This window comes from Rhizobium hidalgonense, from assembly GCF_005862185.2.
In the GTDB taxonomy this organism is placed as follows: Bacteria; Pseudomonadota; Alphaproteobacteria; order Rhizobiales; family Rhizobiaceae; genus Rhizobium; species Rhizobium hidalgonense.
The window spans coordinates 3937280-3960482 of record NZ_CP054027.1 but is presented as its reverse complement, the minus strand read 5'-3'; the positions used below and the strand labels follow the sequence as shown (position 1 = coordinate 3960482).

The window sequence follows — 23203 nt, the reverse complement described above, 5'->3', positions numbered from 1 at the left end:
CCGACCTTATGCCTCCAGGCAGGTTTCGACAAAGAGTTTGAAGGCACGGGCCCGGTGCGACAGCGCCTGCGGCTTGCCGATCGCCCAGCCGTGTTTTTCCTCGCCGCTCATCTCGCCGAAGGTGACGCCATATCCCTCGGGCTGGAAGACCGGATCGTAGCCGAAGCCCTGCGTGCCGCGCGGCGGCCAGACGACATTGCCCTCTACCTCCCCGCGGAAGAGCTCCGTGTGACCGTCCGGCCAGGCAAGGCAGAGCACGCTGACGAAACGCGCGGTGCGCTGTTCCGGCTTGGTCGCGCCGGCATCCTGCAGCGCCTTTTCCACCTTCGCCATCGCCATGTCGAAATCGCGCGTGCCGTTGGATGTCTCCGCCCAATTGGCGGTATAGACGCCGGGATCACCGCCGAGCGCGTCGACCACCAGGCCGGAATCGTCCGAAAGCGCCGGCATGCCGGCAGCATTGGCCGAGGCGACCGCCTTGATCGTCGCATTCTCCTCGAAGCTCGTGCCGGTTTCGTCAGGTTCGACGAAATTCAGCTCGGCCGCCGATTTGGCGGTGAAGCCGAGCGGGCCGATCAGTTCCTGGATCTCGCGGATCTTGCCGGCATTGTGGCTGGCGACGACGATGGTCTTCGTTTCGAGCTTGCGCATTCAGATATCCTGTTCGATGCCCCAGATTTTAGCCTCCGCGCATTCCAGGCTGTTGCCGGCGGGATCGCGGAAATAGATCGAGCGGCCGCCATTCGGCCAATGCACTTCCGATTCGATCGCAACGGCCGCCGCCCTCAGCCGCTCGGCCATGGCATCGATATTGCGGCCTGAGACCCTGAAGCAGGCATGGCCATTTCCGCTCGTGCCGTGCGGCGGCACCTGCAGCGCGTCGGGCGCGGGCGGCTTCACCGTTTCCTCGGGATTGAAAATCAGGAGAACGCCGGGGCCGCAGCGGAAGAAGACATGCCGGTTGGCAGCGCGGGTAATCTTTTCAAGCCCGAGAACGTTCTCGTAGAACGCCTCGGCCTCATCGAGATCCCGCGCATAGAGCGCCGTTTCCAGCATGCCTTCCAGCATGGAGTTCATCCCGCAATCGCCTGTTTCTGCAGGGCGACGAGCTCGCCGATGCCGTTCTTGGCAAGACCCATCAGCGAGGTGAATTCCTCTTCGGAAAACGGCGTACCTTCGGCCGTCCCCTGGATTTCGACGATCCCGCCGGCGCCGGTCATCACGAAGTTGGCGTCGGTCTCGGCCGAAGAATCCTCGAGGTAATCGAGGTCGATCACCGGCTGGCTGGCGAAAACGCCGCAGGAGATGGCGGCGACATGATCCTTCAGGACCCGGTCGACCTTGATCATGTTGCGGCTTTCCATCCATTTCAGGCAGTCGTAAAGCGCGATCCAGCCGCCGGTGATCGAGGCTGTCCGGGTGCCGCCATCCGCCTGGATGACGTCACAATCGAGAGTGATCTGCCGCTCGCCGAGCGCCTGCAGATCGACGACGGCGCGCAGCGACCGGCCGATCAGCCGCTGGATTTCCTGGGTGCGGCCACCCTGCCTGCCGGCGGCCGCCTCGCGTTTCATGCGCTCGCCGGTCGCCCGCGGCAGCATGCCGTATTCGGCCGTGACCCAGCCCTTGCCGGTATTGCGCAGCCATGGCGGCGTTTTTTCTTCGAGACTCGCAGTGCAAAGCACATGCGTATCGCCAAACTTCACCAGGCAGGAGCCTTCCGCATGCTTGGAAAAATTGCGCTCGAACGAAACCTTGCGCATCTGGTCGATTTTTCTGCCTGAAGGCCGCATTCTTATCTCCTGGGGTTTGTTGACCGCTTCTACGATTGGCGGCGCTCATTTGCAAATTCCCTTTTGCCACGGGTGCAAGTTTGACTTAACTTTGGGCAGTATCATCAGCGCGGGTTCGAGAGGTTCATGGGCATCAGGTCGACATCGGTTTCGGATGCCGTTGCTGCGCTCGACGAGCGCTCCAGGGAAATTTTTCGCCGCATCGTCGAAGGCTATCTGGAGAGCGGCGAGCCGCTCGGTTCGCGCAATCTGTCCCGCCTGCTGCCGATGTCGCTGTCGCCGGCCTCGGTGCGCAACGTCATGAGCGATCTCGAAGATCTCGGCCTGATCTATTCGCCGCATATTAGCGCCGGCCGGCTGCCCACCCAGATCGGCCTGCGATTCTTCGTCGATGCCTTCATGCAGGTCGGCGACCTCTCGGCCGAGGACCGCGCCAGCATCGACCGTCAGGTGCGGGCCGAAAGCGGCGGCAATCCGGTGGAATCGATGATGAACGAGGCGAGCCGCATGCTGTCGGGCATTTCGCGCGGCGCCGGCCTGGTCATCACCTCGAAAAGCGATCCGGTGCTCAAACATGTCGAGTTCATCCGGCTGGAACCGACAAAGGCGCTGGCCGTGCTCGTCGGGGATCACGATCAGGTGGAGAACCGCATCATCGAGCTGCCGGCGGGCGTCACCTCCTCGCAGCTGGCGGAGGCGGCGAATTTTCTCAATGCCCACATGTCCGGCCAGACCCTGCCGGAGCTGCGCAAACAATTAAGCCAGCTGAAGGATAACGTCCGGCACGAACTCGATGCCCTGTCGCGGGATCTCGTCGAGCGCGGCATCGCCGTCTGGGCCGGCAGCCCGGACGAGGGCAAGCCGGCGCAGCTGATCATCCGCGGCCGCGCCAACCTGCTCGAAGGTCTCGCCGGCGCCGAGGATCTCGACCGGCTCCGCCTGCTGTTCGACGATCTCGAAAAGAAGGACAGCCTGATCGAGATCCTCAATCTCGCCGAAACCGGTTCGGGCGTGCGCATCTTCATCGGCTCGGAAAACAAGCTGTTCTCGCTCTCCGGCTCGTCGCTCATCGTCGCGCCCTATCGTGACGATGACGATCGCATCGTCGGCGCCGTCGGCGTCATTGGCCCGACGCGGCTCAATTATTCCCGCATCGTGCCGATGGTGGACTATACCGCCCAGCTCGTTTCCCGGCTTTCGCGCAATCCGCTTTGACAGTTTGACGAAGACGGCGGAATTTTCGCTTCTTTGTCACGCAGACTTGATTTTTTTCGGTCAAACCTCGATATCGGGCGCATCTGAAGACACCAACCGGAGACCGTCATGACCGATGACACGACGAAAAACGGACCTGACGCAACTGCGGCCGATGCCGCAGCCGACGCTGCCGCCTACGTCGAGAACGATATTGCGCAGGAAGAGGCCTCGCAGCCGGACCCGCTCGAGCTTCTGAAAGCCGAAAACGGCGAGCTGCGCGACCGCTATCTGCGCCTAGCCGCCGAGATGGACAATCTGCGCCGGCGCACCGAGCGCGAGGTGAAGGATGCCAAGTCCTATTCCGTCGCCGGTTTTGCGCGTGACATGCTCGCCGTCTCGGACAATCTGCGCCGGGCGCTGGATGCGATCCCTCCGGAGGCCAAGGATGCGGCCGATGCCGGCCTGACCACCCTGATCGAGGGTGTCGAGATGACCGAGCGCGCCATGCTGTCGGCGCTCGAGCGCCACGGCGTTCGCAAGCTTGAGCCGATCGGCCAGAAGTTCGACCCGAATTTCCATCAGGCGATGTTCGAGGTGCCGAACCCCGAGGTGCCGAACAACACGGTCGTCCAGGTCGTACAGGCAGGTTTTTCCATCGGCGAGCGCGTGCTGCGCCCGGCCATGGTCGGCGTCGCCAAGGGCGGCCCGAAGGCGGCCGAAGCCGAAACCAATTCCGTCTTTGACGAGAAGGACGCCTGAGACCATTTCCCTTTGTTGAAGGACGCCGAAATCAGATGCGGGCGAAACGTTCGATCAAAAGATCGAAGAAGCCGTCCGCATCGACATGGCGCATGACTTTTGCATTGCGCTTGCGCTCGGTGACGTACCACCAGTCGACGACCGTCATGCCGGCGGTGAGTTCGGAGCCGACCTCGATCTCGACATTGCAGTCCCGGCCATTGAAAAGCTCCGGCTTCAGCAGGTAGGCGATCACGGTCGGGTCATGCAACGGCCCGCCGTCCGAGCCGTATTTCTCGATATCGAAGCGCTCGAAGAATTCCAGCATCTCGACCATCGCCTTAACAGGCGCCGTACCGATCTCGGCCATGCGCTTTACCCGGTCTTTGCGGGTCAGCAATTGGTGCGTCACATCAAGCGGCATCATCACGATCGGCACGCCTGAGCGGAAGACGATATCGGCGGCCTCGGGATCGACATAAATATTGAATTCGGCCGCTGGCGTGATGTTGCCGCCCTCGAAGAAGCCACCGCCCATCATCACCAATTCGCGGATGCGCGGGGCAATGTCGGGGGCCTTTTGCAAGGCCATGCCGATATTGGTGAGCGGTCCGAGCGTGCAGAGCGTCACCGTGCCCTCAGGCTCGCGGCGCAGCGTCTCGATGATGAAGTCGACGGAATGGCCGGGCTGCAGCGCCATCGTCGGTTCGGCGAGGTCAGGACCGTCGAGACCGGTCTTGCCGTGCACATGTTCGGCGGTCACCAGCTTGCGGGCGATCGGCCTGTCTGCGCCGGCGAAAACCTTGGTCTCGGGCCGGCCGCAGAGCTCGCAGACGATGCGCGCATTGCGACTGGTAAGCGAAAGCGGCACGTTGCCGGCAACCGTGGTGATCCCCAGCACCTCAAGCTCGTCGGGGCTGCCGAACGCCAGCATGATGGCGGCCGCGTCGTCCTGGCCGGGATCCGTGTCGATGATGATCTTTCTCACGCTTGTCATTCGATCGTCCCATCCCTCGCTATGCCGGTTGTCTCGGCATGCAGCATTTATTCATTTCCCGTCACAAATCAGCACATTTCGCGCCGGCACGTTTTGATGCGAGGCAGCCAGCTCTTTGTCAAGCAAGGACGCCAGCGGCCATCTTAAAATCGAGAAGGCTGAAATCGATCAGGCGGCGCCAACCGGCCGCCTGTGCCTTGCAGCGCCGGGTTGCTGTCCCCATATTAGCGGCATCCGGATGCTGCGCTTAAGGTCCGGGATGGTCGCTTGCATCAAGGACTTGAAAAAAGATGAGCCGCATTACCCCTTTCGCCAGCCCGCTGCTTCTGGGCTTCGATGCCATGGAAAAGACACTGGAGCGCATTTCCAAGGCGAGCGACGGATATCCCCCCTATAATATCGAACGCATCGGCGCCGATAGCGGCGCGCCGGAACGTCTGCGCATCACGCTGGCTGTGGCCGGTTTCGGCGAGGAGGAACTCGATGTTTCCATCGAGGAGAACCAGCTTCTGATTCGCGGCCGTCAGGTGGAACAGGGGGAACGGGACTATCTCTATCGCGGCATCGCCGCCCGCCAGTTCCAGCGCACCTTCGTTCTTGCCGACGGCATGCAGGTGTTGGGAGCCGGTCTGAAGAACGGTCTGCTCTCCGTCGATCTAATTCGTCCGGAACCCGCGCGCATGGTCAAGAAAATTAACATTTCGGTTTCACAGTAGCACAACGGTTTGTCGAACCGTTGGTCCCTTCTTCCGGAGGAACAGGAATGTTGATGAAAGAAGCCACGTCTCACTTGACCAAATCCGAGCTTGCCCACATCGGCAGCGGCGAGGTCGCCTATATCAGAAAGATGCGCACCGAAGAGGTCGCCAAGTGTTTTCCAGAGGCGCCGGATATCGATCCGAACGTCGATCTCTGGGCACTCTTCGGCGCCGACGGCACGCCGATCCTCTTGACGGACAACCGCTCCAGCACCTTCTTCAAGGCTGCCGAGGACGAACTGAAGACGGTCAGTCTGCACTGACCGTTCAATAGTGCCTGTCGCGTTTCACCGCTCTTGCGGTGCGTGGTCGTTGTAGCCGATTAGCGGTGCTCGCGACGGATGTCGCGACATATCGCCTTACAGGACTATGAAAAACGAAATGCCATCAGGCATTTGCAGCGATGCTGCTTCGGGATAAACTGATCGTCGTTAGTGCCGCACGGCACGGCTTCACGATCGTCCTTCAACAGCTTCCAGCGCCGGATTCAGATCTTCCGGAACGTCAGGTAGGCTGACGACCGGCCCTCACGCCGGGCCTTGGCCTCGTAACGCGTGCTCGGCCAGCCCTCGTAAGGCGTCAGCCAGTCCGCTGCATTATCGGCCATCCAGTCGAAGCCGCTATGGTCGCCGCATTTGAGCAGCGTCCAGTTGACATAGGTGTCGATGTCGGAGGCGAAGCAGAACAGGCCGCCGGGCTTCAGCACGCGATGAAAGCGGTCGAGATTGGTCTTCGAAACGAAGCGGCGTTTCCAGTGCTTCCGCTTCGGCCAGGGGTCGGGATAGAGCAGGTCGATCTGATCGAGCGAAGCGTCCGGCAGCCAGTCGAGCAGTTGCGTCGCGTCGTCGTTATAGACGCGGATATTGCGTGCTCCGGTCTCACCGATGCGAGACAGCAGTTTCTGCATGGAATTGACGAAGGGCTCGACGCCGATGAAGCCGATGGAGGGTTTCTCCAGGGCGCGGTGGATCAGGTGTTCGCCGCCGCCGAAACCGATTTCCAGCCGCAATTTTTCGACCGGAGCCGGGAAGAGGGATGTCAGCGGCTCCGGTGGAGCCGCCGAGAGATCGATAAGGAATCCCGGCAGCAGGCTGTTCAGCGTTTCGGCTTGCTGTTCGCGCAGGGCCTTGCCCTTGCGGCGACCGAAGAAGGCTTCCGTCGCCCGGCCGCGGCGTTCCATATCAGTCATGCTTTATCTCAGGCCTTCACGCTTTCCTTGAGCGCCTTCACCAGATCGGTGCGCTCCCAGGAGAACGAGCCGTCGCGGCCGGCTTTGCGGCCGAAATGGCCATAAGCGGAGGTCTTCGCATAGATCGGCTTGTTGAGGTCGAGATGGCGGCGGATGCCGGTCGGCGACAGGTCCATGTTCTTGCGGATCGCCGCCTCGATCTGATCTTCGCTGACCTTGCCGGTGCCGTGCAGGTCGACATAGATCGACAGCGGCTGGGCAACGCCGATCGCGTAAGAAATCTGGATCGTGCAGCGGTCGGCAAGGCCGGCAGCAACGACATTCTTGGCGAGGTAGCGGGCGGCATAGGCGGCCGAACGGTCGACCTTCGTCGTGTCCTTGCCGGAGAATGCGCCGCCGCCATGCGGAGCGGCACCGCCGTAGGTGTCGACGATGATCTTGCGGCCGGTGAGGCCTGCATCGCCGTCCGGTCCGCCGATGACGAACTTGCCGGTCGGGTTGATGTACCACTTGCAATCGTCAGCGATCTTCAGTTCGCCGAGCGCTTCTCTTATATAGGGCTCGACGACGGCGCGGACCTTCGTCGAATCCCAGCTCTCGTCGAGATGCTGGGTCGAAAGCACGATCGAAGTTGCTTCCGACGGCTTGCCGTCGACGTAACGCACCGTCACCTGGCTCTTGGCGTCGGGACCGAGCTTGGCGACTTCGCCGTCGCCCTTCTTGCGGGCAACCGCGAGCAGCTGCAGGATCTTGTGGGAATAATAGATCGGAGCCGGCATCAGGTCTGGCGTTTCCTTGCAAGCGTAACCGAACATGATGCCCTGGTCGCCGGCGCCTTCGTCACCCTGCTGGTCGGCGGCGCTGTCGACGCCCTGGGCGATGTCGGCCGACTGCGAGTGCAGGAGCACGTCGATCTTGGCCTTCTTCCAGTGGAAGCCGTCCTGCTCGTAGCCGATATCCTTGATGGCGCGGCGGGCGGCGGCCTTGAACTTCGACGGATTGATGACGTCCTTGCCGTCCTTGTCCTTCTTCATCAGGCTCGGCGGCAGGCGGACTTCGCCGGCGATGACGACGCGGTTGGTGGTCGCCAGTGTTTCGCAGGCAATGCGCACGCCCCACGGATTGACGCCGGTCTTGGCCGCTTCGCGGTAGACCAGATCGACGATCTCGTCGGAGATGCGGTCACAGACTTTGTCCGGATGACCTTCGGCAACAGATTCGCTGGTAAAGAGATAATTCGCGCGCATTCCGGGATTCCCCTCAAAGAACAAAAGCTAGCTAGTAGGTACTCAGTTCGCGGCTCGATGACAAGCGCAGAAGGACATAAATATATCTTTATATCTGCGTCAAAGTGACAAATTTTGCCCCAAAAACGCAAAAAAGCGGCCTTTCGACCGCCTTTCGGATTTTGCGAGGGAGGTGGTTCAGTCGGCGTCGGCTTCAGCAGCCAAAGCCTTGACCAACTCCACGACCTTGCGGCGAACCTTCGGATCGGAAATCTTCACGAAGGCGCGGTTGAGCTGCAGGCCTTCGGAAGAGGAGAGGAAATCGACGACGTAATTTGAGCTCGAAGCTTCGGCCATGCCGCCGCCGGCACCGGAATGTTCGCCGGGCGCGTCCTCGAAGAAAAAGGAAACCGGAACATTGAGGATGTTCGAGATATTCTGCAGACGGCTTGCGCCGACGCGGTTGGTGCCCTTTTCGTATTTCTGGATCTGCTGGAAGGTGATGCCGAGGCTTTCGCCGAGTTTTTCCTGGCTCATGCCCAGCATTGTTCGGCGAAGGCGAATGCGGCTGCCAACGTGAATGTCGATCGGGTTAGGCTTCTTTTTGTTTTCAATCATGGTCGTGCCCTAGCTAAGAATTTCAACCTGTTTAACCGGCATGCCCTGATCCATCCCAAACGCCACGTTGCAAGCGATGTGAACCCACCTTTGAACAGACATTCGAAACGCCGATTGTCATCACTATGCAATTTTAGGGGTTTTTGGTCAATTCAACCCAGAAATAAAACCTCTACGAGAAACCAGCGCAATCAAAATGAGCAGCGCCTCGGTCAACCAGAAGTATGTTTGCCGGGGGAATGTTGTTCCACCCTTTACGCCGAGCCTATCAAGAGTTGCATCAATAAAGCCGGTTTGTTCGAGATCAAGGCCGGCAATAATTTCCCCCTGTGTATTCACAATTGCTGAAATACCGCTATTGGCGTCGCGAATCAGCGGCAGGCCGGTCTCGACGGCCCGCACCCGCGCCTGCTGGAAGTGCTGATAGGGGCCGGGGGTCGCACCGAACCAGGCATCGTTGGTGATATTGAGGATCGCATTGGCGTCTTTGATGTCGCCGGTCATTTCATCGGGGAAAATGATCTCGTAGCAGATCAGCGGATAGAGATTGAGCCCGCCTGGCAGCGCCAGCAGGTGCCGGCTCGCCGCTGCCGAAAACCCTCCCGGCATCTCGACGACGTTCTGGATGCCGAATTCGGTAAGCAGGTCTTCGAAGGGCAGGTACTCGCCGAACGGCACCAGATGCACCTTGTCGGAGGCGGCGATGATCTGGCCGCGGCCGTCGATCACGTAGATGGAATTATAGTAGCGCGTCGGCGTGCCCGGTCCCATCTCCTCGGCGCGCACCGCACCGGCGATCAGGATCTGGTTGTCGTCGAGCGTATCGGCGATCCGTGTCAGCGCATCCTGGTTGTCGGTCAGGATGAAGGGGATCGCGGTTTCCGGCCAGACGATGATGTCTGGCTTGCGCCCGCCATTTTTCGGTGCTTCGGCCGACAGCTTCAGATGCGTCTCGAAGATCGCATTGCGGTCGGCGTCGTTGTCCATCTTCGCCGCCTGATCGATATCAGGCTGCACCAGCCGCACGACCGGCTGCTTGTCCTGCGGCAAGGCTTCCGGCCGCGGCGCGAGATGGAGGACATAGGCGCCATAACTGAGATGGGCGGCAAACAGCAGAACGGCAAGCGCGATGCCCGCCAGCGCGCCTTGCCGTGTGCCGAGAAGGGCCGGCGCAGAAAAGACGAAGACGGCAAGCGCCGTCACTCCCATCGCCCCGATCACATGCGCCGACTGCATCATCAGCGGAACCGGCATCATGCCGTAACCGATGGCGTTCCAGGGAAAGCCGGTCAGGATCACGCTTCGAAGCCATTCCATCAGCCCGAAGCCGGCCGCCAGTGCGGCGATCCGTCCCATGCCGTCGGACCAGAAGATGCGGGCAAGGGCGGCCGCCAGCCCGTAGAAAATCGCCAGACCGGCCGGCAGGCCGAGAATGGCGAGCGGCAGCGCCCAGGCAAAATCCTCCTGATCGACCAGCAGCGCATGGCCGAGCCACCAGAGACCGGCGACGAAATAGCCGAAGCCGAACAGCCAGCCGGTGGCAAAGGCCGGCCACAGCCTGCCGACCACGCCGCTGTCAGGCGAAGCCGCCGCCCCGTCGATCAGCCAGACGAGCAGCGGGAAGGAGACGAACATTGCCGCGAAGAAGCCGAAGGGCGGCAGCGCCAGCACGGCGAATGCCCCGGCGGCGATAGCCAGCAGCGACCGTTTCAAACCCCAGACGAGGATAACCCTGTCCGCAAGCCGCTCCATGCGCACTCCCATCAAACCGCGAATCAACCCATTCGCAGTCTTTCAAAAAAGCGGCTCTTTGTCCTGTCAGTTGGCGGTCGATTCCGCCGGCCGGTCGTCGCCGGCGTCGGAGCCGGGAGGAATGTCACCATCCACCTTGGCGCGGCGGCGGATCGCATGGCGCTTGCGGGTAATGCGCAGCCGCTTGATGCGGCGCGGATCGGCGTCGAGAATGTGGAATTCGAAGCCCGGCAACGCTTGGACGACTTCGCCGCGCACCGGGATGCGGCCGAGCGCGGAGAAGATCAGGCCGCCCAGCGTATCGACCTCGTCGACCTGCTCGCTGATGTCGAAATCCGGCCCGATCGCTGCGGCGATCTCTTCCAGTTCGACGCGGGCATCGGCGATGAAGACGTCTTCGGCGACCCGCTTGAACATCACCTCTTCGTCGTCATGTTCGTCGTCGATGTCGCCGACCACCATTTCGACGATGTCCTCGTGCGAGGCGAGGCCGTCAGTGCCGCCATATTCGTCGATGACCAGCGCCATCTGCGTGCGGTTCACCTGCATGCGGCGCAACAAGTCGGAGGCCAGCATCGACGGCGGTACGAACAGGATCTTGCGGATGATGCCGGCTTCCGTCAGCGTCTTCTGCAAGTCGACGCGGGCGAGATCCAAATTCGGCTTGGCCGAACGCGTGGTCTTCTGGATGTTTTCGGGCGCAACCTCGATCGCCGGCAGCGCCGGCACGGCAACGGCCGGTTTCGTCGGGCCGCGGCGTTTGTTGCGCGCCTGCTTGGCGACATAGGAGAGCAGGTCGCGGATATGCACCATGCCGCGCGGATCGTCGAGCGTATCGGCATAGACGGGCATGCGCGAGCGGCCGGATTCCTCAAACAGGATCATCAGCTCGCCGATGGTGATGTTCTGGTCGACCGCCTCGATATCGGCGCGCGGCACCATCACGTCAGCGACGCGCACCTCGCGAAAGCGCAGGATGTTGTGCAGCATTGCCCTTTCGTCGGGCGAAAAGGCGTCGTCGCCGGCCGCATCGGTCATCAGCGCGTCGGCAAGATCTTCGCGCAGCCGCGAGCCTTGCTGCGGGCGAAGGATGCGCGCGGCGCGCGACCAGAAGGATTGAGATCGGCCGGATGGCCGACTACTACTGCCCGCCTCGTCCGAAGAGGAGGATAGCTCGGAGTCCTTGGCGTCTGCCGCCGGCTTCGTCGTAAAGTCGCTCATGGTTCCATTTTAAGGTCTTGACCCTCGTAGGGATCAGATAGGCCGAGCTGCGCCAAAATGCGAGTCTCCAGCCCCTCCATAATTTCGGCTTCGGCACTATTCATATGGTCGTAGCCGAGAAGATGCAAGAAACCGTGCACCAGAAGATGGGTCAGGTGGTCGTCGAAACTCTTTTCGAGCTCGACGGTTTCCCGTTCCACCGTCTCCCGCGCGATGATGATGTCGCCGAGCATCGGACCAGGCATCTTGCCGGGCCGAACCGGAAAGGCCGGAAAGGAGAGCACGTTGGTCGCCTTGTCCTTGCCGCGCCATTCGGCGTTGATGTCCTGAATCGAGGCGTCGTCGGTGAAGACAAGCGAAACCTCCGGCGGCATGGTCGGGAAGGGCTGTTTCTCGCTGTCGCGAAGATAGATGACGGCCGCGCCGAGCACGCGTTCGCAAAAGGACAGCAGCGTCTCTTCGCCCGGCCAGCCGATGTCGTCGACGCTGATCTGGATATCGAGTTCTGCCATCAGTCCTGCCGGCGGACTTCTTCGGCTTCGGCGGCATAGGTGGAATCATAGGCCCTGACGATGCGCCCGACCAGCGGATGGCGGACGACGTCGGTATCCTTGAAGCGCACGATCGAGATGCCCTCGACGCCGTTCAGAAGCTGCAACGCCTCGACGAGGCCGGATTTGACGCCGCGCGGCAGGTCGATCTGGCTCGGGTCGCCGGTGACGATCATCCGGGCATTCTCGCCGAGACGCGTCAGGAACATCTTCATCTGCATCGATGTGGTGTTCTGCGCTTCGTCGAGGATGATCGCGGCATTGGCAAGCGTGCGGCCGCGCATGAAAGCGAGCGGCGCGATTTCGATGACGCCGGCGGTGATCGCCCGGTCGACCTTGTCGGCCGGGATCATGTCATAGAGCGCGTCATAGAGCGGGCGAAGATAGGGATCGACCTTTTCCTTCATGTCGCCGGGCAAGAAGCCGAGGCGCTCGCCGGCTTCGACGGCCGGGCGCGACAGGATGATCTTTTCGACCGCGCCGCGCTCCAGCAGCTGGGCGGCATGGGCGACGGCGAGATAGGTCTTGCCGGTGCCGGCCGGCCCGACGCCGAAGACCAGCTCGGCGCGTTCCAGCGCCCGGATATAGGCGTCCTGCGTCGGCGTGCGGGCGATGATCGTCTTCTTGCGGGTGGAAACCTGCGCCATCGTCAGCTTGGCCTTGCGCTCCATTGTGGGAAGGCTGAGCTGATCGTCGGCGGCGACCGCCATGCGGATTGCGCCCTCGACGTCGGATCGTTCCACGCTGCCGCCTTTCTGAAGCTTCTCATAGAGATAATCGAGCGTGCGCCGCGCCTGGTTGGTGGTCACGACATCGCCTGATATGACGACGGAATTACCGCGAGCCCGCGCATCGATGTTGAGCCGTTCCTCGAGCAGCTTGAGGTTCTGGTCGAATTGACCGAAGAGCTCGCTGGCGAAGCGGTTGTTCTCGAACGTCAGGACGAAGTGATTGGAGTCGCTCGGCGTGCGGGGGTGGCGCGGTGAAGAAGAAACCAATTCTTGTCCGTTCAAGCGGTCGGGCTCCTTGGGTTAAACCGCAGCCTCTGCGTGTTCGGCAAACAGGCTGTTGTTTCCGGTTCCTGTGATTCGCACTTTAATAATGTCACCGATTTGCGATGCTTTTGCATCAACATTCACAGATTGAAGCCAGGGAGAACGGCCGATCAGCTGTTCCGGCATGCGACCGGGCTTTTCCAGCAACAGGTCGATCTCTTTGCCGATGCAGGATTCGGCAAATTCCTGCTGCTGCTTCAGGAGAAGCGCTTGCAGGCGTTCCAGCCGTTCTGCCTTGATCTGTTCCGGCACCTGGTCCTTCAGTTCCGCGCCGGGCGTGCCCGGCCGTGTCGAGTATTTGAATGAAAAGGCCTGCGCATAACGGACCTCCTCCACAAGCCTGAGTGTATCCTCAAAATCGGCGTCTGTCTCCCCCGGAAAGCCGGTAATGAAATCGCCCGACAGCGCGATATCGGGCCGCACCGTGCGGATGCGTTCGATCAGGCTGAGATATTCGGCCGCCGTGTGGCGCCGGTTCATCGCTTTGAGGATGCGGTCGGAGCCCGATTGCACCGGCAGATGGAGATAGGGCATCAGCGCCCGCAGATCGCGATGGGCGTCGATCAGCCGGTCGTCCATGTCACGGGGATGGCTGGTGGTGTAGCGCAATCGCGCAAGGCCGGGGATTTCGGCAAGCCGATAGAGCAGGTCGCCGAGGCTCCATGCCTCGCCCTGCGGCCCGGCGCCGTGCCAGGCATTGACGTTCTGCCCGAGCAGGGTGATCTCGCGCACACCACCTTCGACGAGCTTTTCGGCCTCCTCGACGATCTGAGAGACCGGCCGCGACACTTCCGAGCCGCGTGTATAAGGCACGACGCAGAAGGTGCAGAACTTGTCGCAGCCCTCCTGCACCGTCAGGAAGGCGGTGACGCCGCGGGCGCGGATCTTTTTGCTTTCGGCGATCGGCAGATGCTCGAACTTGTCCTCGATGGCATATTCCGTATCGACGACCCGCTGGCCCTCCTTCGCCCGGCGCAGCGCCTCCGGCAGGCGGTGATAGGTCTGCGGGCCGATGACGACGTCGACGGCGGGCGCGCGGCGCAGGATCTCCTCGCCTTCGGCCTGGGCGACGCAGCCGGCAACGCCGATCATCATCTTCCGTCCGTCCGCCGCCTTCCTCTTTTTCATGTCGCGCAGCCGTCCGAGGGCCGAATAGACTTTCTCGGCTGCCTTCTCACGGATATGACAGGTGTTGAGCAGAACGAGGTCCGCCTCTTCCATGTCTTCGGTCGGTTCGTAACCGTCGCGGGCGAGCGCGTCGCTCATACGCGTGGAATCATAGACGTTCATCTGGCAGCCATAGGTCTTGATGAAGACCTTGCGGCTGTTGGAGCCATCTCGGAGTATCTGTTCCGGAGCCGGGAGAAGGGCGCTGTCCTGTGTCATGGCGCGCTGTTTAGTGGTTTTTGCCGTCCGAGAAAAGGGACTCTCGGTTTAAAGCGCGTCGCGATCTTTCAGATCCGCTCCTTGCGCTTTAAGTCTTTATTTTACACATGTCTTTCCTGCAAAACCGCGGCACACTTTTGTGCGACATGCTCTAGGAGCTGTGGACACTTATCTGAGCCATAGGATTGTTGCGGCCAGAGCGATCATGGCTTTGTAGTTTCGAACGGTTTTCTCATATCGTGTGGCGATGCGTCGAAACTGCTTGAGCTTCGAGAAGCAGCACTCGACGAGGTAACGCTGAGCATAGAGTTCCTTGTCGAGCGGATACTTCTTGGCACGCGAGGGGTTGTTCAGGATGACCGCTTGCGCGCCCTTGTCGGCAATGAGTTTGCGTAGCCGGTCGCTGTCATAGGCCGTATCAGCCATGACGACCTCGGCCGGCAGGTCTTCGATCAGGAGATCGGCTTGCGGTGCATCGCCTTTCTGACCGGCGGTCAGGATGAAACGAACGGGACATCCAAGGCCACGCACGGCCATATGGATTTTGGTGCTCAAGCCGCCGCGCGAGCGGGCAAGGGCCTGATCTTCAGCCCCTTTTTTGCCCCGGAGGCGTGCTGGTGGGCGCGAATAATAGTGCTGTCGACGATCAGGTATTCGAAGTCGGTATCCTCCGACATCGCCTCAAAGACACGCCACCAGACACCCTTCTGGCTCCAGCGACTGAAGCGGCGAAACACGCTGTTCCAATCACCGAACACCTCCGGCAGATCGCGCCAGGGCGAACCAGTCCGCACGATCCACAAGACGGCTTCCACAAACATGCGATTGTCACGTCCAGACGAACCGCGCGTGCGATCGTCGCCAATGATATGACGAGACATCCGCTTCCACTGGTCATTCGAAGAATTAGACGATCTAAAACACCCATGACTGCCTCCAAAAGACAGTCTTGAATCTGATTTGCTCAGCTTTGGGAATCCCAAGAGTCCACGTCTCCTAGACGACATTTCGCCCGCGCAGGCTTGTATTGAGCAGGCTGCGGATGCGGGTGGCGATCGCAGCGCTCACCTCCTTGCGATTGGTGTCGGCGCGATATTCCACCGCCTCGCCGAAGGAGACCTCGGCGTCGATCGCGCCGCAGCGCACGATGTCGAGGAGGTGCGGCAACAGCTCGATATCGCCCGGCCAGGCAGCGAGCGGCCGGTGAAAGCGCCCCATGGCGATGCCGTGCACCCTGGTATAGGCAACCGCCACCGGCTGCACCACGACGGTTCCGGTCGGCGAAGCGGGCACGGCCATGGCGGCGGCACCGAACAGCGAAGACTTGACCTCCAGCAGCCGGTTGCCATCCGAGGTTGTGCCCTCAGGAAAGAGCACGACGATTTCGCCGTCGGCCATGCGCCCGGCGATCTCGTTAGCCTGGTGACCGGTCCGGCGCCTCTCCTCGCGCACGACGAAGACGCTCTTCTGCAGCTTGGCGAGCGTGCCGAAGATCGGCCAGTCGGCCACCTCGATCTTGGCGATGAAGGCCACATCGGCAACGGACGACATCACCATGATATCCATCCAGGAGGAATGGTTCGAGCAGAGCATCAGCGGCCGGCGCTCTTCCAGCCGGCCGCTGACACGGACTCGGATGCCGAGACAATAGCAGACGATACGGTGCCAGACGCGTGGCAGCCGGCGGCGCAGCCGCCAGTCGAAACGCAGCGCCAGCAGTTGCAGCGGCACGAGCACGATGCTGACGGCCAGGATGACGACCGCAGCACAGGCAATGCGCAGCCAGGCGATCAAATGCTGCTCTCCCGGGCTGCCATTGCTTCAGCGATCGTCCTTCTTCAACGGAACGCCGTAAAGCTCCAGCCGGTGGTCGACCAGCTGGAAGCCATGCTCGCGGGCGATGCGCTCCTGCAGCGCCTCGATCTCCGGCGAGCGGAATTCGATGACGGTGCCGGTCTTCAGGTCGATCAGGTGGTCGTGATGCTCTTCCGGCACCGTCTCGTAACGCGAGCGCCCGTCGCGGAAGTCGTGGCGGGCGATGATGCCGGCATCTTCGAACAATTTCACGGTGCGATAGACCGTCGAGATCGAGATCTTCGCATCGACCTTCACCGAGCGGCGGTAGAGTTCTTCGACATCGGGATGGTCTTCGGAATCTTCGAGGATGCGCGCGATCACGCGGCGCTGCTCGGTCATGCGCATGCCGCGTTCGGTGCAAAGCTCCTCAAGGGTCTTGGCTGCGTCCGTCATGGCCCGCCTTTAAAAATATATTCATATTGCGCCAATGCCGGACGGCTTGGGCGCCGGCCAGCATGTCATCTCTCTGTCAGGGAACTAGCGAAGAACGCGCTTCATGACAAGCGCCGTGGAGAGGGCGCCGTTTTCCTGCTTGTAATAACCCTTGCGTTCCCCGACCTTTTCGAAGCCGAGCTTGCGATAGAGGCCAAGCGCTGCCGTATTGCCGTCGTCGACTTCGAGAAACATGCTCTCGCCGCCGCGTGCGCGGGCTTCCCGCATCGCCGCCTGCATCAGCCGCCAGCCAAGCCCGGCGCGGGCGACCTTCGCCTGCACGGCGATCGTCAGGATTTCCGCCTCGCCGGCGAGATGGCGGGCAAGGATAAAGCCGGGAAGCGGCTTTTTCAGGATGGCGTTGGTCTGGCGCGCCACGAAGCCGAACACGGTGTCCTGCATCAGCAGCCCGTGAAATTCACCATCGCCCCAGGGCCGGGCAAAACGCTCGCCATGCAGGACCGCGACATCGCGGCAGTCCTCACGCTCCATGGCGATGATCTCGAATTCCGGCTTCAGCGTCAGATAGGCTTCCAGCATCGTCATACTCGTCGGGCAATCGCATACCCGGCCTGCGGCTTGGCGTCGGGTCCGCGCAGATAAAGGGGCTTCGGCTTTCCGGCATCGAGGGAGGCGGCAGCACCGATGCGCGCCACCACAGAGATCGGGAATGTGTTGGTGTGATCGCCGCCGGCGTCCGGCTTCAGCAGCGCAGTCGCCGAACCGGCGATTTCGCCGTCGAAGCCTTCGGCAAAAGCCTGTGCTTGCGCAACGCTTAACGCCCGCGGCGTGTCGAGGGGCGAACCGTCCGATGAAAAGGACTGGAGGTAGATTTCGTCCCGCTTGGCGTCCATCGCCGCCAGCACGGCGCGATGCGGCGTCTTTTCGCGCTGGGCTGATGCCATGACCTCGAGCGTGGTGACGCCGACGGCGGGCACATTGAGGGAAAGCGCAAAACCGCGGGCTGCGGCAACGCCGACGCGGATACCGGTAAACGAGCCAGGGCCGATGGTGACAGCAATCCGGTCAATATCGGAAAGCTCCATATCAGCCTGATCGAGCGCGCGATCGACGATACCGATCAGATGTTCAGCATGCCCCTTGCCGATCATGTCCGATGCCTCCCCCAGCACCGTATTCCTGCCGCTGTCGTAAACGGCGGCAGCGCAGTCTACACCTGCCGTGTCGAGCGCCAGAACAATCATGCCATCAATTTCCGAAAAATCTATTGTCGCCTGATCATAAATTCGTCTTGCCGAACAAGAGATGAACGGCCCGACGAACGCCAGAATTTTAAGCGGCAATCACTTCCTGCACTTCCGGAACGAAATGCCGCAGCAGGTTCTGAACGCCATGCTTCAGCGTTGCCGTCGAAGACGGGCAGCCGGCGCAGGAACCCTTCATGTTCAGATAGACCTTGCCGTCCTTGAAGCCGCGGAAGGTAATATCGCCGCCGTCCTGTGCAACGGCGGGGCGCACGCGGGTCTCCAGAAGTTCCTTGATGGTCAGCACGATCGATTCGTCGCCTTCGTCAAAAAACTCGTCGCCGGCGTCGAGGTCTTCGGAGAGGATGGAAGCATCGCCCATGACAGGCTTGCCCGACATGAAATGCTCCATGATCGAGCCTAATATAGCCGGCTTAAGATGCTGCCATTCGGCATCGTCCTTGGAGACGGAAATGAAATCATAGCCGAAATAGACGCCGGTAACACCGGGGATTTCGAACAGTCGGGCCGCGAGCGGCGAAGCTTCGGCCTCCTCAGCGCTGCGGAACTCGGCCGTGCCGTTTTCCATCACCACCTTGCCCGGCAGGAACTTCTGCGTGGCGGGGTTCGGCGTGGCTTCGGTCTGAATGAACATCTGGTTCTCCATGCGGCCGGCCCATAGCACAGCCGTCTTTAGAATTCTTCAAAAGAAGATAAGCCCATTGCTGGCGGCATTCAAGAGATTTTTACTCAAGAAATTATCAGCAGAGGGCGTCGATTTCCTCGTTGGTCAGCGTATCCGGCAGCACGGTGACCGGGATCGGAAACGCTGCTGCGCGGCCGGCGATCGACGAGACCAGCGGTCCCGGACCTTCCTTTGCCGAACCGGCGGCCAGAACGAGGATCGCCACATCGCGGTCATCCTCGATCACGGCGTTGATCTGTTCGGCCGCACCACCTTCGCGGATAACAACCTCCGGCTCGATGCCGATCGTCTCGCGCACGATCTGGGCGATCTTGGCGACGACCGCCTCGGCCTCCTCACGCGCCTCGGCCCGCATGATCGCCTCGACTCCGAGCCATTGCTGGAAATCCCCATCGGGGATGACGTAGAGCAGCACCAGCCCGCCATTGGAATTCTTCGCGCGCCGGCCGGCATAATGAACGGCGCGTTGGCATTCGGGTGTACCGTCGATCACCGCCATGAACTTGCGGCGATGACCTTCGAGCCGTGAGAGTCGCTTCGATACCATGGCGCGGACTCTGACACCCGAAGCGGAAAATTTGCAAGCCCAGTTTTTCCTCTTCAGCCCCGGCGGGGGAGAAGAAGAGATCTAGCTCAGTAGACGAAGCCGATGACGTCGCGCACTTGGCTCATCGTCACCTCGGCGCGGGCTCTGGCGCGTTCGCCGCCCTTGCGCAGGATGGCGTCGATATGGCTGGTATCGTCCATCAGCCGGCGCATCTCGCCGGTGATCGGCGCCAGCACGTGGATGGCGAGGTCGACCAGCGCCGGCTTGAAGACGGAGAATTGCTGGCCGCCGAATTCAGCCAGCACCTCGGCCTTCGATTTGTCGGAAAGGGCCGCATAGATCGCCACCAGATTGTCGGCTTCCGGCCGGCCCTGCAGCCCGTCGATCTCGCTCGGCAAGCCGTCCGGATCGGTCTTGGCCTTGCGGATCTTCTTCGAGATCGCCTCCTCGTCGTCCATCAGATTGATGCGCGAGAGGTCCGAAGGGTCGGATTTCGACATTTTCTTGGTGCCGTCGCGCAGCGACATGACGCGCGGCGCCGGCCCGCCGATCAGCGGCTCGACCATCGGGAAATAGGCATGCACCGGCTCGTTGCCGACGGTGATGTCGACGCCGTAATCGGTCTTGGCGATATGCTCGGCATAATCGAGGTTGAACTTCATCGCGATGTCGCGGGCAAGTTCTAGATGCTGCTTCTGGTCCTCGCCGACCGGCACATGGGTGGCGCGATAGACGAGAATGTCGGCGGCCATCAGGCTCGGATAGGCGTAGAGGCCGAGCGAGGCCTGCTCGCGGTCCTTGCCGGCCTTGTCCTTGAACTGCGTCATGCGGTTCATCCAGCCGATGCGAGCGACGCAGTTGAAGATCCAGGCGAGTTCGGCATGCTGCGGCACGGCCGACTGGTTGAAGACGATATGTTTTTCCGGATCGATGCCGGCGGCGATGAAGGCGGCGGCGATCGAGCGCGTCTGGCCCGGCATGTCCTCATGTACGAGCTGGGCGGTCAGCGCATGCATGTCGACGACGCAGTAGATGCAGTCATTGCCTTCCTGCAGCGCCACGAAGCGGCGGATCGCGCCGAGATAATTGCCGAGATGCAGATTGCCGGTCGGCTGCACGCCGGAGAATACGAGTTTCTTGAATTCGCTCATGTCGTCCTCAATAGGCTGGTGGAGGGCCTACAGCGCCGCGCGTCTTTTCAGACGCGCAAAGGACGCTGTAACACTTCGATCTGCTGCATAATTCCTAAATCGATTCCGGTTTAGGAATTATGCAGCGGGCTTGTTTCGCCTGTGTTCCTAACGCCGCGGCTTATGCACGTCCAACCGGTCGCAATCAAGAGGTTGCGGCTGGGGCATGCTGGATCAGATCGAAGCTGTTGCCGTAGGGATCGGCAAAGACCGCGACCGCGCCGTAAACCTCGTGCCTGGGCTCTTCGAGAAAGCGCACGCCGGCGGCGAGCATCGCGGCATGATCGCGGGCAAAATCATCGGTCTTCAGAAAGAAGCCGACACGGCCGCCCGTCTGATTGCCGATTGCCGCCCGCTGCGTCGCGTTTGCCGCCTGCGCCAGCAGAAAAGCGGCGCCATCTCCGCCTCTGGGCTTCACCACCACCCAGCGCTTGCCCTCCCGCTGCAGTTCGTCCTGCAGGCAATCGAAACCGAGGGCGTCGCAATAGAAAACCTTGGCCCGGTCGTAGTCGTCGACGACGAGGGTGACGAGGAAAAGCGACTGGATTGTCATGGCATATCTCCTGACTGAGATGTTTATTCCCATTTGGATCGGCGTTATCCGTTATTTTAAGCCAAAGTGATCAAGCCGTTTACTCACAATTGAGTATAAAATTTCACAGAAAAGCTTTTATTGAACTGAAAATCCTTAACTGCGCGGGGGCGGCAATGACCGACCCGTCAACCGCCAGGAGGACCCATGCAAAACGCCAGTTTGCTCGCCATGGCAGGCCTTTTCGCCCTACAGTCCGCAACCAGCGCCGTCGGTCAAGACAGCAAAAGACCGGCCGTTGACCTGCCGAAACATGAAGCGCGCCTCGCCTACACGGTCCAGACCGTCAGCGTTCGCGCCGGCTGTTTCCCCGAGCGTCTTCGAGCGGTCCTGTCGCATATCGCCGCCAAAACCGGACGCCGGCCGATGATCACGTCGGGCCTCCGGCCACATCCCCGCCGTCATGGTTCCCTGCATGGAAAATGCCTCGCCGCCGATATCAGGATGCCGGGCCTGTCGGAACGCACCATCATCGCCGCCGCCAAAACCGCGCCCGGCATTGGCGGCATCGGCACCTATTGCAACGGTATCGTCCATGTCGATGTCGGGCCGCAGCGGCGATGGGTGGATTGTTAGAGCGATTTTGAAAGTGCTGCTCGGGCCCGTGTCTCGACCTCATCCTTCCGTCTTCACCGGCTTGCGGTTCAGATTACGCCGGATCATGCCGAGATCCGCCCCGCCGATGAGGAAGGCGGCGGCGAAATAGACCAGCATGGAGATCGCGATCAGCAGGCCCAGCGTGCCGATCTTGGTCAGAAGCGGCGCGCCGGAGGCAAGCCAGGGGGCAAAATACTGCTTGAGGAAGACGATGGCAGCACCCATGACCGCGGCAGCGACGATCAACAGGACGGTGCGTTTTGCCAGTGCCCATTCCCATGCCAGATGGCCGCGGCGCAACAGCGTGGTGAACAGCAGCACGGTGCTGATCCAGCCGGCCGTGGCTTCGGCAACGGCAATACCGGGCGCGCCCATATAGGGAAAGAGGGTGAGCGCGGTGGCGCAGTTGGTCGCCACCGCGATCGCCGAAAAGCGCATAGGCGTCTTGGTGTCCTCGCGCGCATAAAAGCCCGGCTGCAGCGCCTTGATCAGCACGAAGGCCGGTAGGCCGATGCCGTAAATAGCCAGGATCGCGCCGACGACGGCGGTGTTTTCCTGATGGAAGGCGCCGCGCTCGTAGAGCACGCGGATAATCTCGTCCGACAGGATCCAGAGCGCGAAGGCGGCGGGGATGGTCAGGAACAGCACGAATTCGATCGAGCGGTTCTGCAGGTTCCCGGCCTCGCGCAGGTGGCCGCCCTTCAGCGCCCGGGCAAGTTCCGGCAGCAGCACCACGCCGACGGCGACGCCGACGACGCCGAGCGGCAGCTGGTAGATCCGGTCGGCATATTGCAGCGCTGCGATCGCGCCGTCGCGGGAGGAGGCGATCGCCTGGCCGATCAGCTGGTTGATCTGGGTGATGCCGCCGGTCACCGCAGCCGGCACCGCCAGGATCAGCAGCCGCTTGACGTTCGGGGTCATCTTCGGGAAGCGGAAACCGATGCTCATGCCGGCCGCAAGCACGCCGATATAGACAACGGCGAGCTGCAGGACGCCGGCGGCAAGGACGCCAAAGGAGAGATACCAGGCCGTCGCCAGTGGATCGGCGCCGGTATAGAGCGCATAAAACAGCGCTCCGATCATCACCACGTTGAGGAAAACCGGCGCGATCGCGGCGGCGAAGAAATGATGCAGCGAATTCAGCATGCCGCTCATCATCGCCGTCAGCGACATGCACATCAGATAGGGAAACATCACTGCCGCCATGCGAATGGTGATCGAGAATTTTTCCGGATCGTCGGCAAAGCCCGGCGCGATGACGAAGCGCACCAAAAGCGGCATGGTAAGCTCCATCACGATGGTGATGAGAAGCAGCACCGAAAACAGCACGCCGAAGACTTCCTCCGAAAAGCGCTTGGCGCCATCGGTGCCGTTCGCCTCGATCTCCTTGGCAAAAAGCGGCACGAAGGCGGCGTTGAAGGCGCCTTCGGCAAACAGCCGGCGGAAGAGGTTCGGGAAGCGGAAGGCGGCGTAGAAGACGTCGGCCATCGGCCCGGTGCCCAGCGCCGCCGCCATCAGGGTTTCGCGGGCGAAGCCGAAGATGCGGCTGCCGAGGGTGGCACCGCCGACGGTGGCAAATTTCTTGACGAGGCTCAT

Annotated in this window: 26 protein-coding genes and 1 pseudogene; 5 read left to right on the top strand and 22 right to left on the bottom strand. The window is 61.5% G+C overall.

The window, feature by feature from the left end; genetic code table 11:
* Positions 1–6: 6 nt before the first annotated feature.
* The 3 genes from rdgB to rph are packed head-to-tail and all read right to left on the bottom strand — an operon-like array spanning position 7 to position 1793.
* On the bottom strand, positions 7–651 hold the full coding sequence (gene rdgB / locus FFM81_RS19270; RefSeq protein WP_003570830.1) for an RdgB/HAM1 family non-canonical purine NTP pyrophosphatase: 645 nt from the start codon (positions 649–651) through the stop codon (positions 7–9).
* Positions 652–1077 (bottom strand): VOC family protein, encoded by a 426-nt coding sequence (locus FFM81_RS19265; RefSeq protein WP_097533681.1) that lies wholly within the window; start codon positions 1075–1077, stop codon positions 652–654.
* Positions 1074–1793: a ribonuclease PH gene (gene rph, locus FFM81_RS19260; protein WP_025415198.1), complete on the bottom strand. Its 720-nt coding sequence runs from the start codon at positions 1791–1793 to the stop codon at positions 1074–1076. The genes FFM81_RS19265 and rph overlap by 4 nt, the downstream gene beginning before the upstream one ends.
* 126 nt (positions 1794–1919) lie before the next feature.
* Here rph and hrcA point away from each other — a divergent pair, with 126 nt between their 5' ends.
* Complete coding sequence (gene hrcA, locus FFM81_RS19255; protein ID WP_003570826.1) at positions 1920–3008, top strand: heat-inducible transcriptional repressor HrcA; 1089 nt, start codon at positions 1920–1922, stop codon at positions 3006–3008.
* A 108-nt stretch (positions 3009–3116) separates the two neighbouring features.
* Entirely contained in the window at positions 3117–3749 is a 633-nt protein-coding gene (gene grpE, locus FFM81_RS19250) for a nucleotide exchange factor GrpE (protein WP_003570825.1), read from the top strand.
* 31 nt (positions 3750–3780) lie between these two features.
* On the opposite strand, the gene FFM81_RS19245 is transcribed toward grpE, so the two are convergent.
* Positions 3781–4725: a nucleoside hydrolase gene (locus tag FFM81_RS19245; protein ID WP_003570824.1), complete on the bottom strand. Its 945-nt coding sequence runs from the start codon at positions 4723–4725 to the stop codon at positions 3781–3783.
* Positions 4726–5015: 290 nt separating this feature from the next.
* On the opposite strand from FFM81_RS19245, the gene FFM81_RS19240 reads away from it, so the two are divergent.
* Positions 5016–5441, top strand: coding sequence for an Hsp20 family protein (locus FFM81_RS19240; RefSeq protein WP_003570823.1), 426 nt, complete (start codon positions 5016–5018; stop codon positions 5439–5441).
* Positions 5442–5488: 47 nt separating this feature from the next.
* Positions 5489–5746 (top strand): BQ00720 family protein, encoded by a 258-nt coding sequence (locus tag FFM81_RS19235; protein ID WP_003570822.1) that lies wholly within the window; start codon positions 5489–5491, stop codon positions 5744–5746.
* A gap of 224 nt (positions 5747–5970) precedes the next feature.
* On the opposite strand, the gene trmB is transcribed toward FFM81_RS19235, so the two are convergent.
* From trmB to FFM81_RS19150, 17 genes and pseudogenes are all read right to left on the bottom strand, one after another.
* Positions 5971–6672: a tRNA (guanine(46)-N(7))-methyltransferase TrmB gene (gene trmB, locus FFM81_RS19230; protein WP_138385405.1), complete on the bottom strand. Its 702-nt coding sequence runs from the start codon at positions 6670–6672 to the stop codon at positions 5971–5973.
* Between the two features lie 8 nt (positions 6673–6680).
* The gene (gene metK / locus FFM81_RS19225; RefSeq protein WP_003570820.1) at positions 6681–7919 is read right to left on the bottom strand and encodes a methionine adenosyltransferase; all 1239 of its coding nucleotides are present in this window, start codon (positions 7917–7919) and stop codon (positions 6681–6683) included.
* 177 nt (positions 7920–8096) lie between these two features.
* Positions 8097–8516 (bottom strand): helix-turn-helix domain-containing protein, encoded by a 420-nt coding sequence (locus tag FFM81_RS19220; protein ID WP_003570819.1) that lies wholly within the window; start codon positions 8514–8516, stop codon positions 8097–8099.
* Between the two features lie 147 nt (positions 8517–8663).
* Positions 8664–10268, bottom strand: coding sequence for an apolipoprotein N-acyltransferase (lnt, locus tag FFM81_RS19215; protein ID WP_138385406.1), 1605 nt, complete (start codon positions 10266–10268; stop codon positions 8664–8666).
* A gap of 66 nt (positions 10269–10334) precedes the next feature.
* Complete coding sequence (locus tag FFM81_RS19210) at positions 10335–11489, bottom strand: hemolysin family protein (protein ID WP_003570816.1); 1155 nt, start codon at positions 11487–11489, stop codon at positions 10335–10337.
* On the bottom strand, positions 11486–12001 hold the full coding sequence (ybeY, locus tag FFM81_RS19205) for an rRNA maturation RNase YbeY (RefSeq protein ID WP_003570815.1): 516 nt from the start codon (positions 11999–12001) through the stop codon (positions 11486–11488). Before ybeY ends, FFM81_RS19210 begins: the two co-directional genes overlap by 4 nt.
* Positions 12001–13053, bottom strand: coding sequence for a PhoH family protein (locus FFM81_RS19200; protein WP_003570814.1), 1053 nt, complete (start codon positions 13051–13053; stop codon positions 12001–12003). The genes ybeY and FFM81_RS19200 overlap by 1 nt, the downstream gene beginning before the upstream one ends.
* 18 nt (positions 13054–13071) lie before the next feature.
* Positions 13072–14481: a tRNA (N6-isopentenyl adenosine(37)-C2)-methylthiotransferase MiaB gene (gene miaB / locus FFM81_RS19195; protein WP_138385407.1), complete on the bottom strand. Its 1410-nt coding sequence runs from the start codon at positions 14479–14481 to the stop codon at positions 13072–13074.
* 168 nt (positions 14482–14649) lie between these two features.
* Positions 14650–15409: pseudogene (locus FFM81_RS19190) on the bottom strand (IS5 family transposase).
* Positions 15410–15477: 68 nt separating this feature from the next.
* A complete protein-coding gene (gene olsA / locus FFM81_RS19185; protein ID WP_003570812.1) occupies positions 15478–16275 on the bottom strand; it encodes a lyso-ornithine lipid O-acyltransferase in 798 nt (265 codons plus the stop codon).
* Positions 16276–16302: 27 nt separating this feature from the next.
* Positions 16303–16731, bottom strand: a complete 429-nt coding sequence (locus FFM81_RS19180; protein ID WP_003570811.1) for a Fur family transcriptional regulator — start codon at positions 16729–16731, stop codon at positions 16303–16305.
* 84 nt (positions 16732–16815) lie between these two features.
* Positions 16816–17316, bottom strand: a complete 501-nt coding sequence (locus FFM81_RS19175) for a GNAT family N-acetyltransferase (protein WP_173883802.1) — start codon at positions 17314–17316, stop codon at positions 16816–16818.
* On the bottom strand, positions 17313–17975 hold the full coding sequence (tsaB, locus tag FFM81_RS19170) for a tRNA (adenosine(37)-N6)-threonylcarbamoyltransferase complex dimerization subunit type 1 TsaB (protein WP_138385409.1): 663 nt from the start codon (positions 17973–17975) through the stop codon (positions 17313–17315). The genes FFM81_RS19175 and tsaB overlap by 4 nt, the downstream gene beginning before the upstream one ends.
* An 88-nt stretch (positions 17976–18063) precedes the next feature.
* Entirely contained in the window at positions 18064–18630 is a 567-nt protein-coding gene (locus FFM81_RS19165) for a NifU family protein (protein ID WP_003570808.1), read from the bottom strand.
* A gap of 106 nt (positions 18631–18736) precedes the next feature.
* Positions 18737–19228 carry a universal stress protein gene (locus FFM81_RS19160; protein ID WP_003570807.1) on the bottom strand — a complete coding sequence of 164 codons (492 nt, stop codon included), beginning with the start codon at positions 19226–19228 and terminating at the stop codon, positions 18737–18739.
* Positions 19229–19314: 86 nt separating this feature from the next.
* Positions 19315–20379: a tryptophan--tRNA ligase gene (trpS, locus tag FFM81_RS19155; protein WP_003570806.1), complete on the bottom strand. Its 1065-nt coding sequence runs from the start codon at positions 20377–20379 to the stop codon at positions 19315–19317.
* Positions 20380–20563: 184 nt separating this feature from the next.
* The gene (locus FFM81_RS19150) at positions 20564–20971 is read right to left on the bottom strand and encodes a VOC family protein (RefSeq protein WP_138385410.1); all 408 of its coding nucleotides are present in this window, start codon (positions 20969–20971) and stop codon (positions 20564–20566) included.
* A gap of 186 nt (positions 20972–21157) precedes the next feature.
* On the opposite strand from FFM81_RS19150, the gene FFM81_RS19145 reads away from it, so the two are divergent.
* Positions 21158–21586 carry a YcbK family protein gene (locus FFM81_RS19145; protein WP_003570803.1) on the top strand — a complete coding sequence of 143 codons (429 nt, stop codon included), beginning with the start codon at positions 21158–21160 and terminating at the stop codon, positions 21584–21586.
* A 39-nt stretch (positions 21587–21625) separates the two neighbouring features.
* Here the strand turns inward: FFM81_RS19145 and murJ are convergent, their stop codons facing one another.
* Positions 21626–23203 carry a murein biosynthesis integral membrane protein MurJ gene (gene murJ, locus FFM81_RS19140; RefSeq protein ID WP_003570801.1) on the bottom strand — a complete coding sequence of 526 codons (1578 nt, stop codon included), beginning with the start codon at positions 23201–23203 and terminating at the stop codon, positions 21626–21628.

What these genes read in the sequence shown, in the direction of transcription:
- rdgB (WP_003570830.1), bottom strand. Translation starts at nt 651, where the DNA reads ATGCGCAAGCTCGAAACGAAGACCATCGTCGTCGCCAGCCACAATGCC.
- FFM81_RS19265 (WP_097533681.1), bottom strand. Translation starts at nt 1,077, where the DNA reads ATGAACTCCATGCTGGAAGGCATGCTGGAAACGGCGCTCTATGCGCGG.
- rph (WP_025415198.1), bottom strand. Translation starts at nt 1,793, where the DNA reads ATGCGGCCTTCAGGCAGAAAAATCGACCAGATGCGCAAGGTTTCGTTC.
- hrcA (WP_003570826.1), top strand. Translation starts at nt 1,920, where the DNA reads ATGGGCATCAGGTCGACATCGGTTTCGGATGCCGTTGCTGCGCTCGAC.
- grpE (WP_003570825.1), top strand. Translation starts at nt 3,117, where the DNA reads ATGACCGATGACACGACGAAAAACGGACCTGACGCAACTGCGGCCGAT.
- FFM81_RS19245 (WP_003570824.1), bottom strand. Translation starts at nt 4,725, where the DNA reads ATGACAAGCGTGAGAAAGATCATCATCGACACGGATCCCGGCCAGGAC.
- FFM81_RS19240 (WP_003570823.1), top strand. Translation starts at nt 5,016, where the DNA reads ATGAGCCGCATTACCCCTTTCGCCAGCCCGCTGCTTCTGGGCTTCGAT.
- FFM81_RS19235 (WP_003570822.1), top strand. Translation starts at nt 5,489, where the DNA reads ATGTTGATGAAAGAAGCCACGTCTCACTTGACCAAATCCGAGCTTGCC.
- trmB (WP_138385405.1), bottom strand. Translation starts at nt 6,672, where the DNA reads ATGACTGATATGGAACGCCGCGGCCGGGCGACGGAAGCCTTCTTCGGT.
- metK (WP_003570820.1), bottom strand. Translation starts at nt 7,919, where the DNA reads ATGCGCGCGAATTATCTCTTTACCAGCGAATCTGTTGCCGAAGGTCAT.
- FFM81_RS19220 (WP_003570819.1), bottom strand. Translation starts at nt 8,516, where the DNA reads ATGATTGAAAACAAAAAGAAGCCTAACCCGATCGACATTCACGTTGGC.
- lnt (WP_138385406.1), bottom strand. Translation starts at nt 10,268, where the DNA reads ATGGAGCGGCTTGCGGACAGGGTTATCCTCGTCTGGGGTTTGAAACGG.
- FFM81_RS19210 (WP_003570816.1), bottom strand. Translation starts at nt 11,489, where the DNA reads ATGAGCGACTTTACGACGAAGCCGGCGGCAGACGCCAAGGACTCCGAG.
- ybeY (WP_003570815.1), bottom strand. Translation starts at nt 12,001, where the DNA reads ATGGCAGAACTCGATATCCAGATCAGCGTCGACGACATCGGCTGGCCG.
- miaB (WP_138385407.1), bottom strand. Translation starts at nt 14,481, where the DNA reads ATGACACAGGACAGCGCCCTTCTCCCGGCTCCGGAACAGATACTCCGA.
- FFM81_RS19180 (WP_003570811.1), bottom strand. Translation starts at nt 16,731, where the DNA reads ATGACGGACGCAGCCAAGACCCTTGAGGAGCTTTGCACCGAACGCGGC.
- FFM81_RS19175 (WP_173883802.1), bottom strand. Translation starts at nt 17,316, where the DNA reads ATGACGATGCTGGAAGCCTATCTGACGCTGAAGCCGGAATTCGAGATC.
- tsaB (WP_138385409.1), bottom strand. Translation starts at nt 17,975, where the DNA reads ATGATTGTTCTGGCGCTCGACACGGCAGGTGTAGACTGCGCTGCCGCC.
- FFM81_RS19165 (WP_003570808.1), bottom strand. Translation starts at nt 18,630, where the DNA reads ATGTTCATTCAGACCGAAGCCACGCCGAACCCCGCCACGCAGAAGTTC.
- FFM81_RS19160 (WP_003570807.1), bottom strand. Translation starts at nt 19,228, where the DNA reads ATGGTATCGAAGCGACTCTCACGGCTCGAAGGTCATCGCCGCAAGTTC.
- trpS (WP_003570806.1), bottom strand. Translation starts at nt 20,379, where the DNA reads ATGAGCGAATTCAAGAAACTCGTATTCTCCGGCGTGCAGCCGACCGGC.
- FFM81_RS19150 (WP_138385410.1), bottom strand. Translation starts at nt 20,971, where the DNA reads ATGACAATCCAGTCGCTTTTCCTCGTCACCCTCGTCGTCGACGACTAC.
- FFM81_RS19145 (WP_003570803.1), top strand. Translation starts at nt 21,158, where the DNA reads ATGCAAAACGCCAGTTTGCTCGCCATGGCAGGCCTTTTCGCCCTACAG.
- murJ (WP_003570801.1), bottom strand. Translation starts at nt 23,203, where the DNA reads ATGAGCCTCGTCAAGAAATTTGCCACCGTCGGCGGTGCCACCCTCGGC.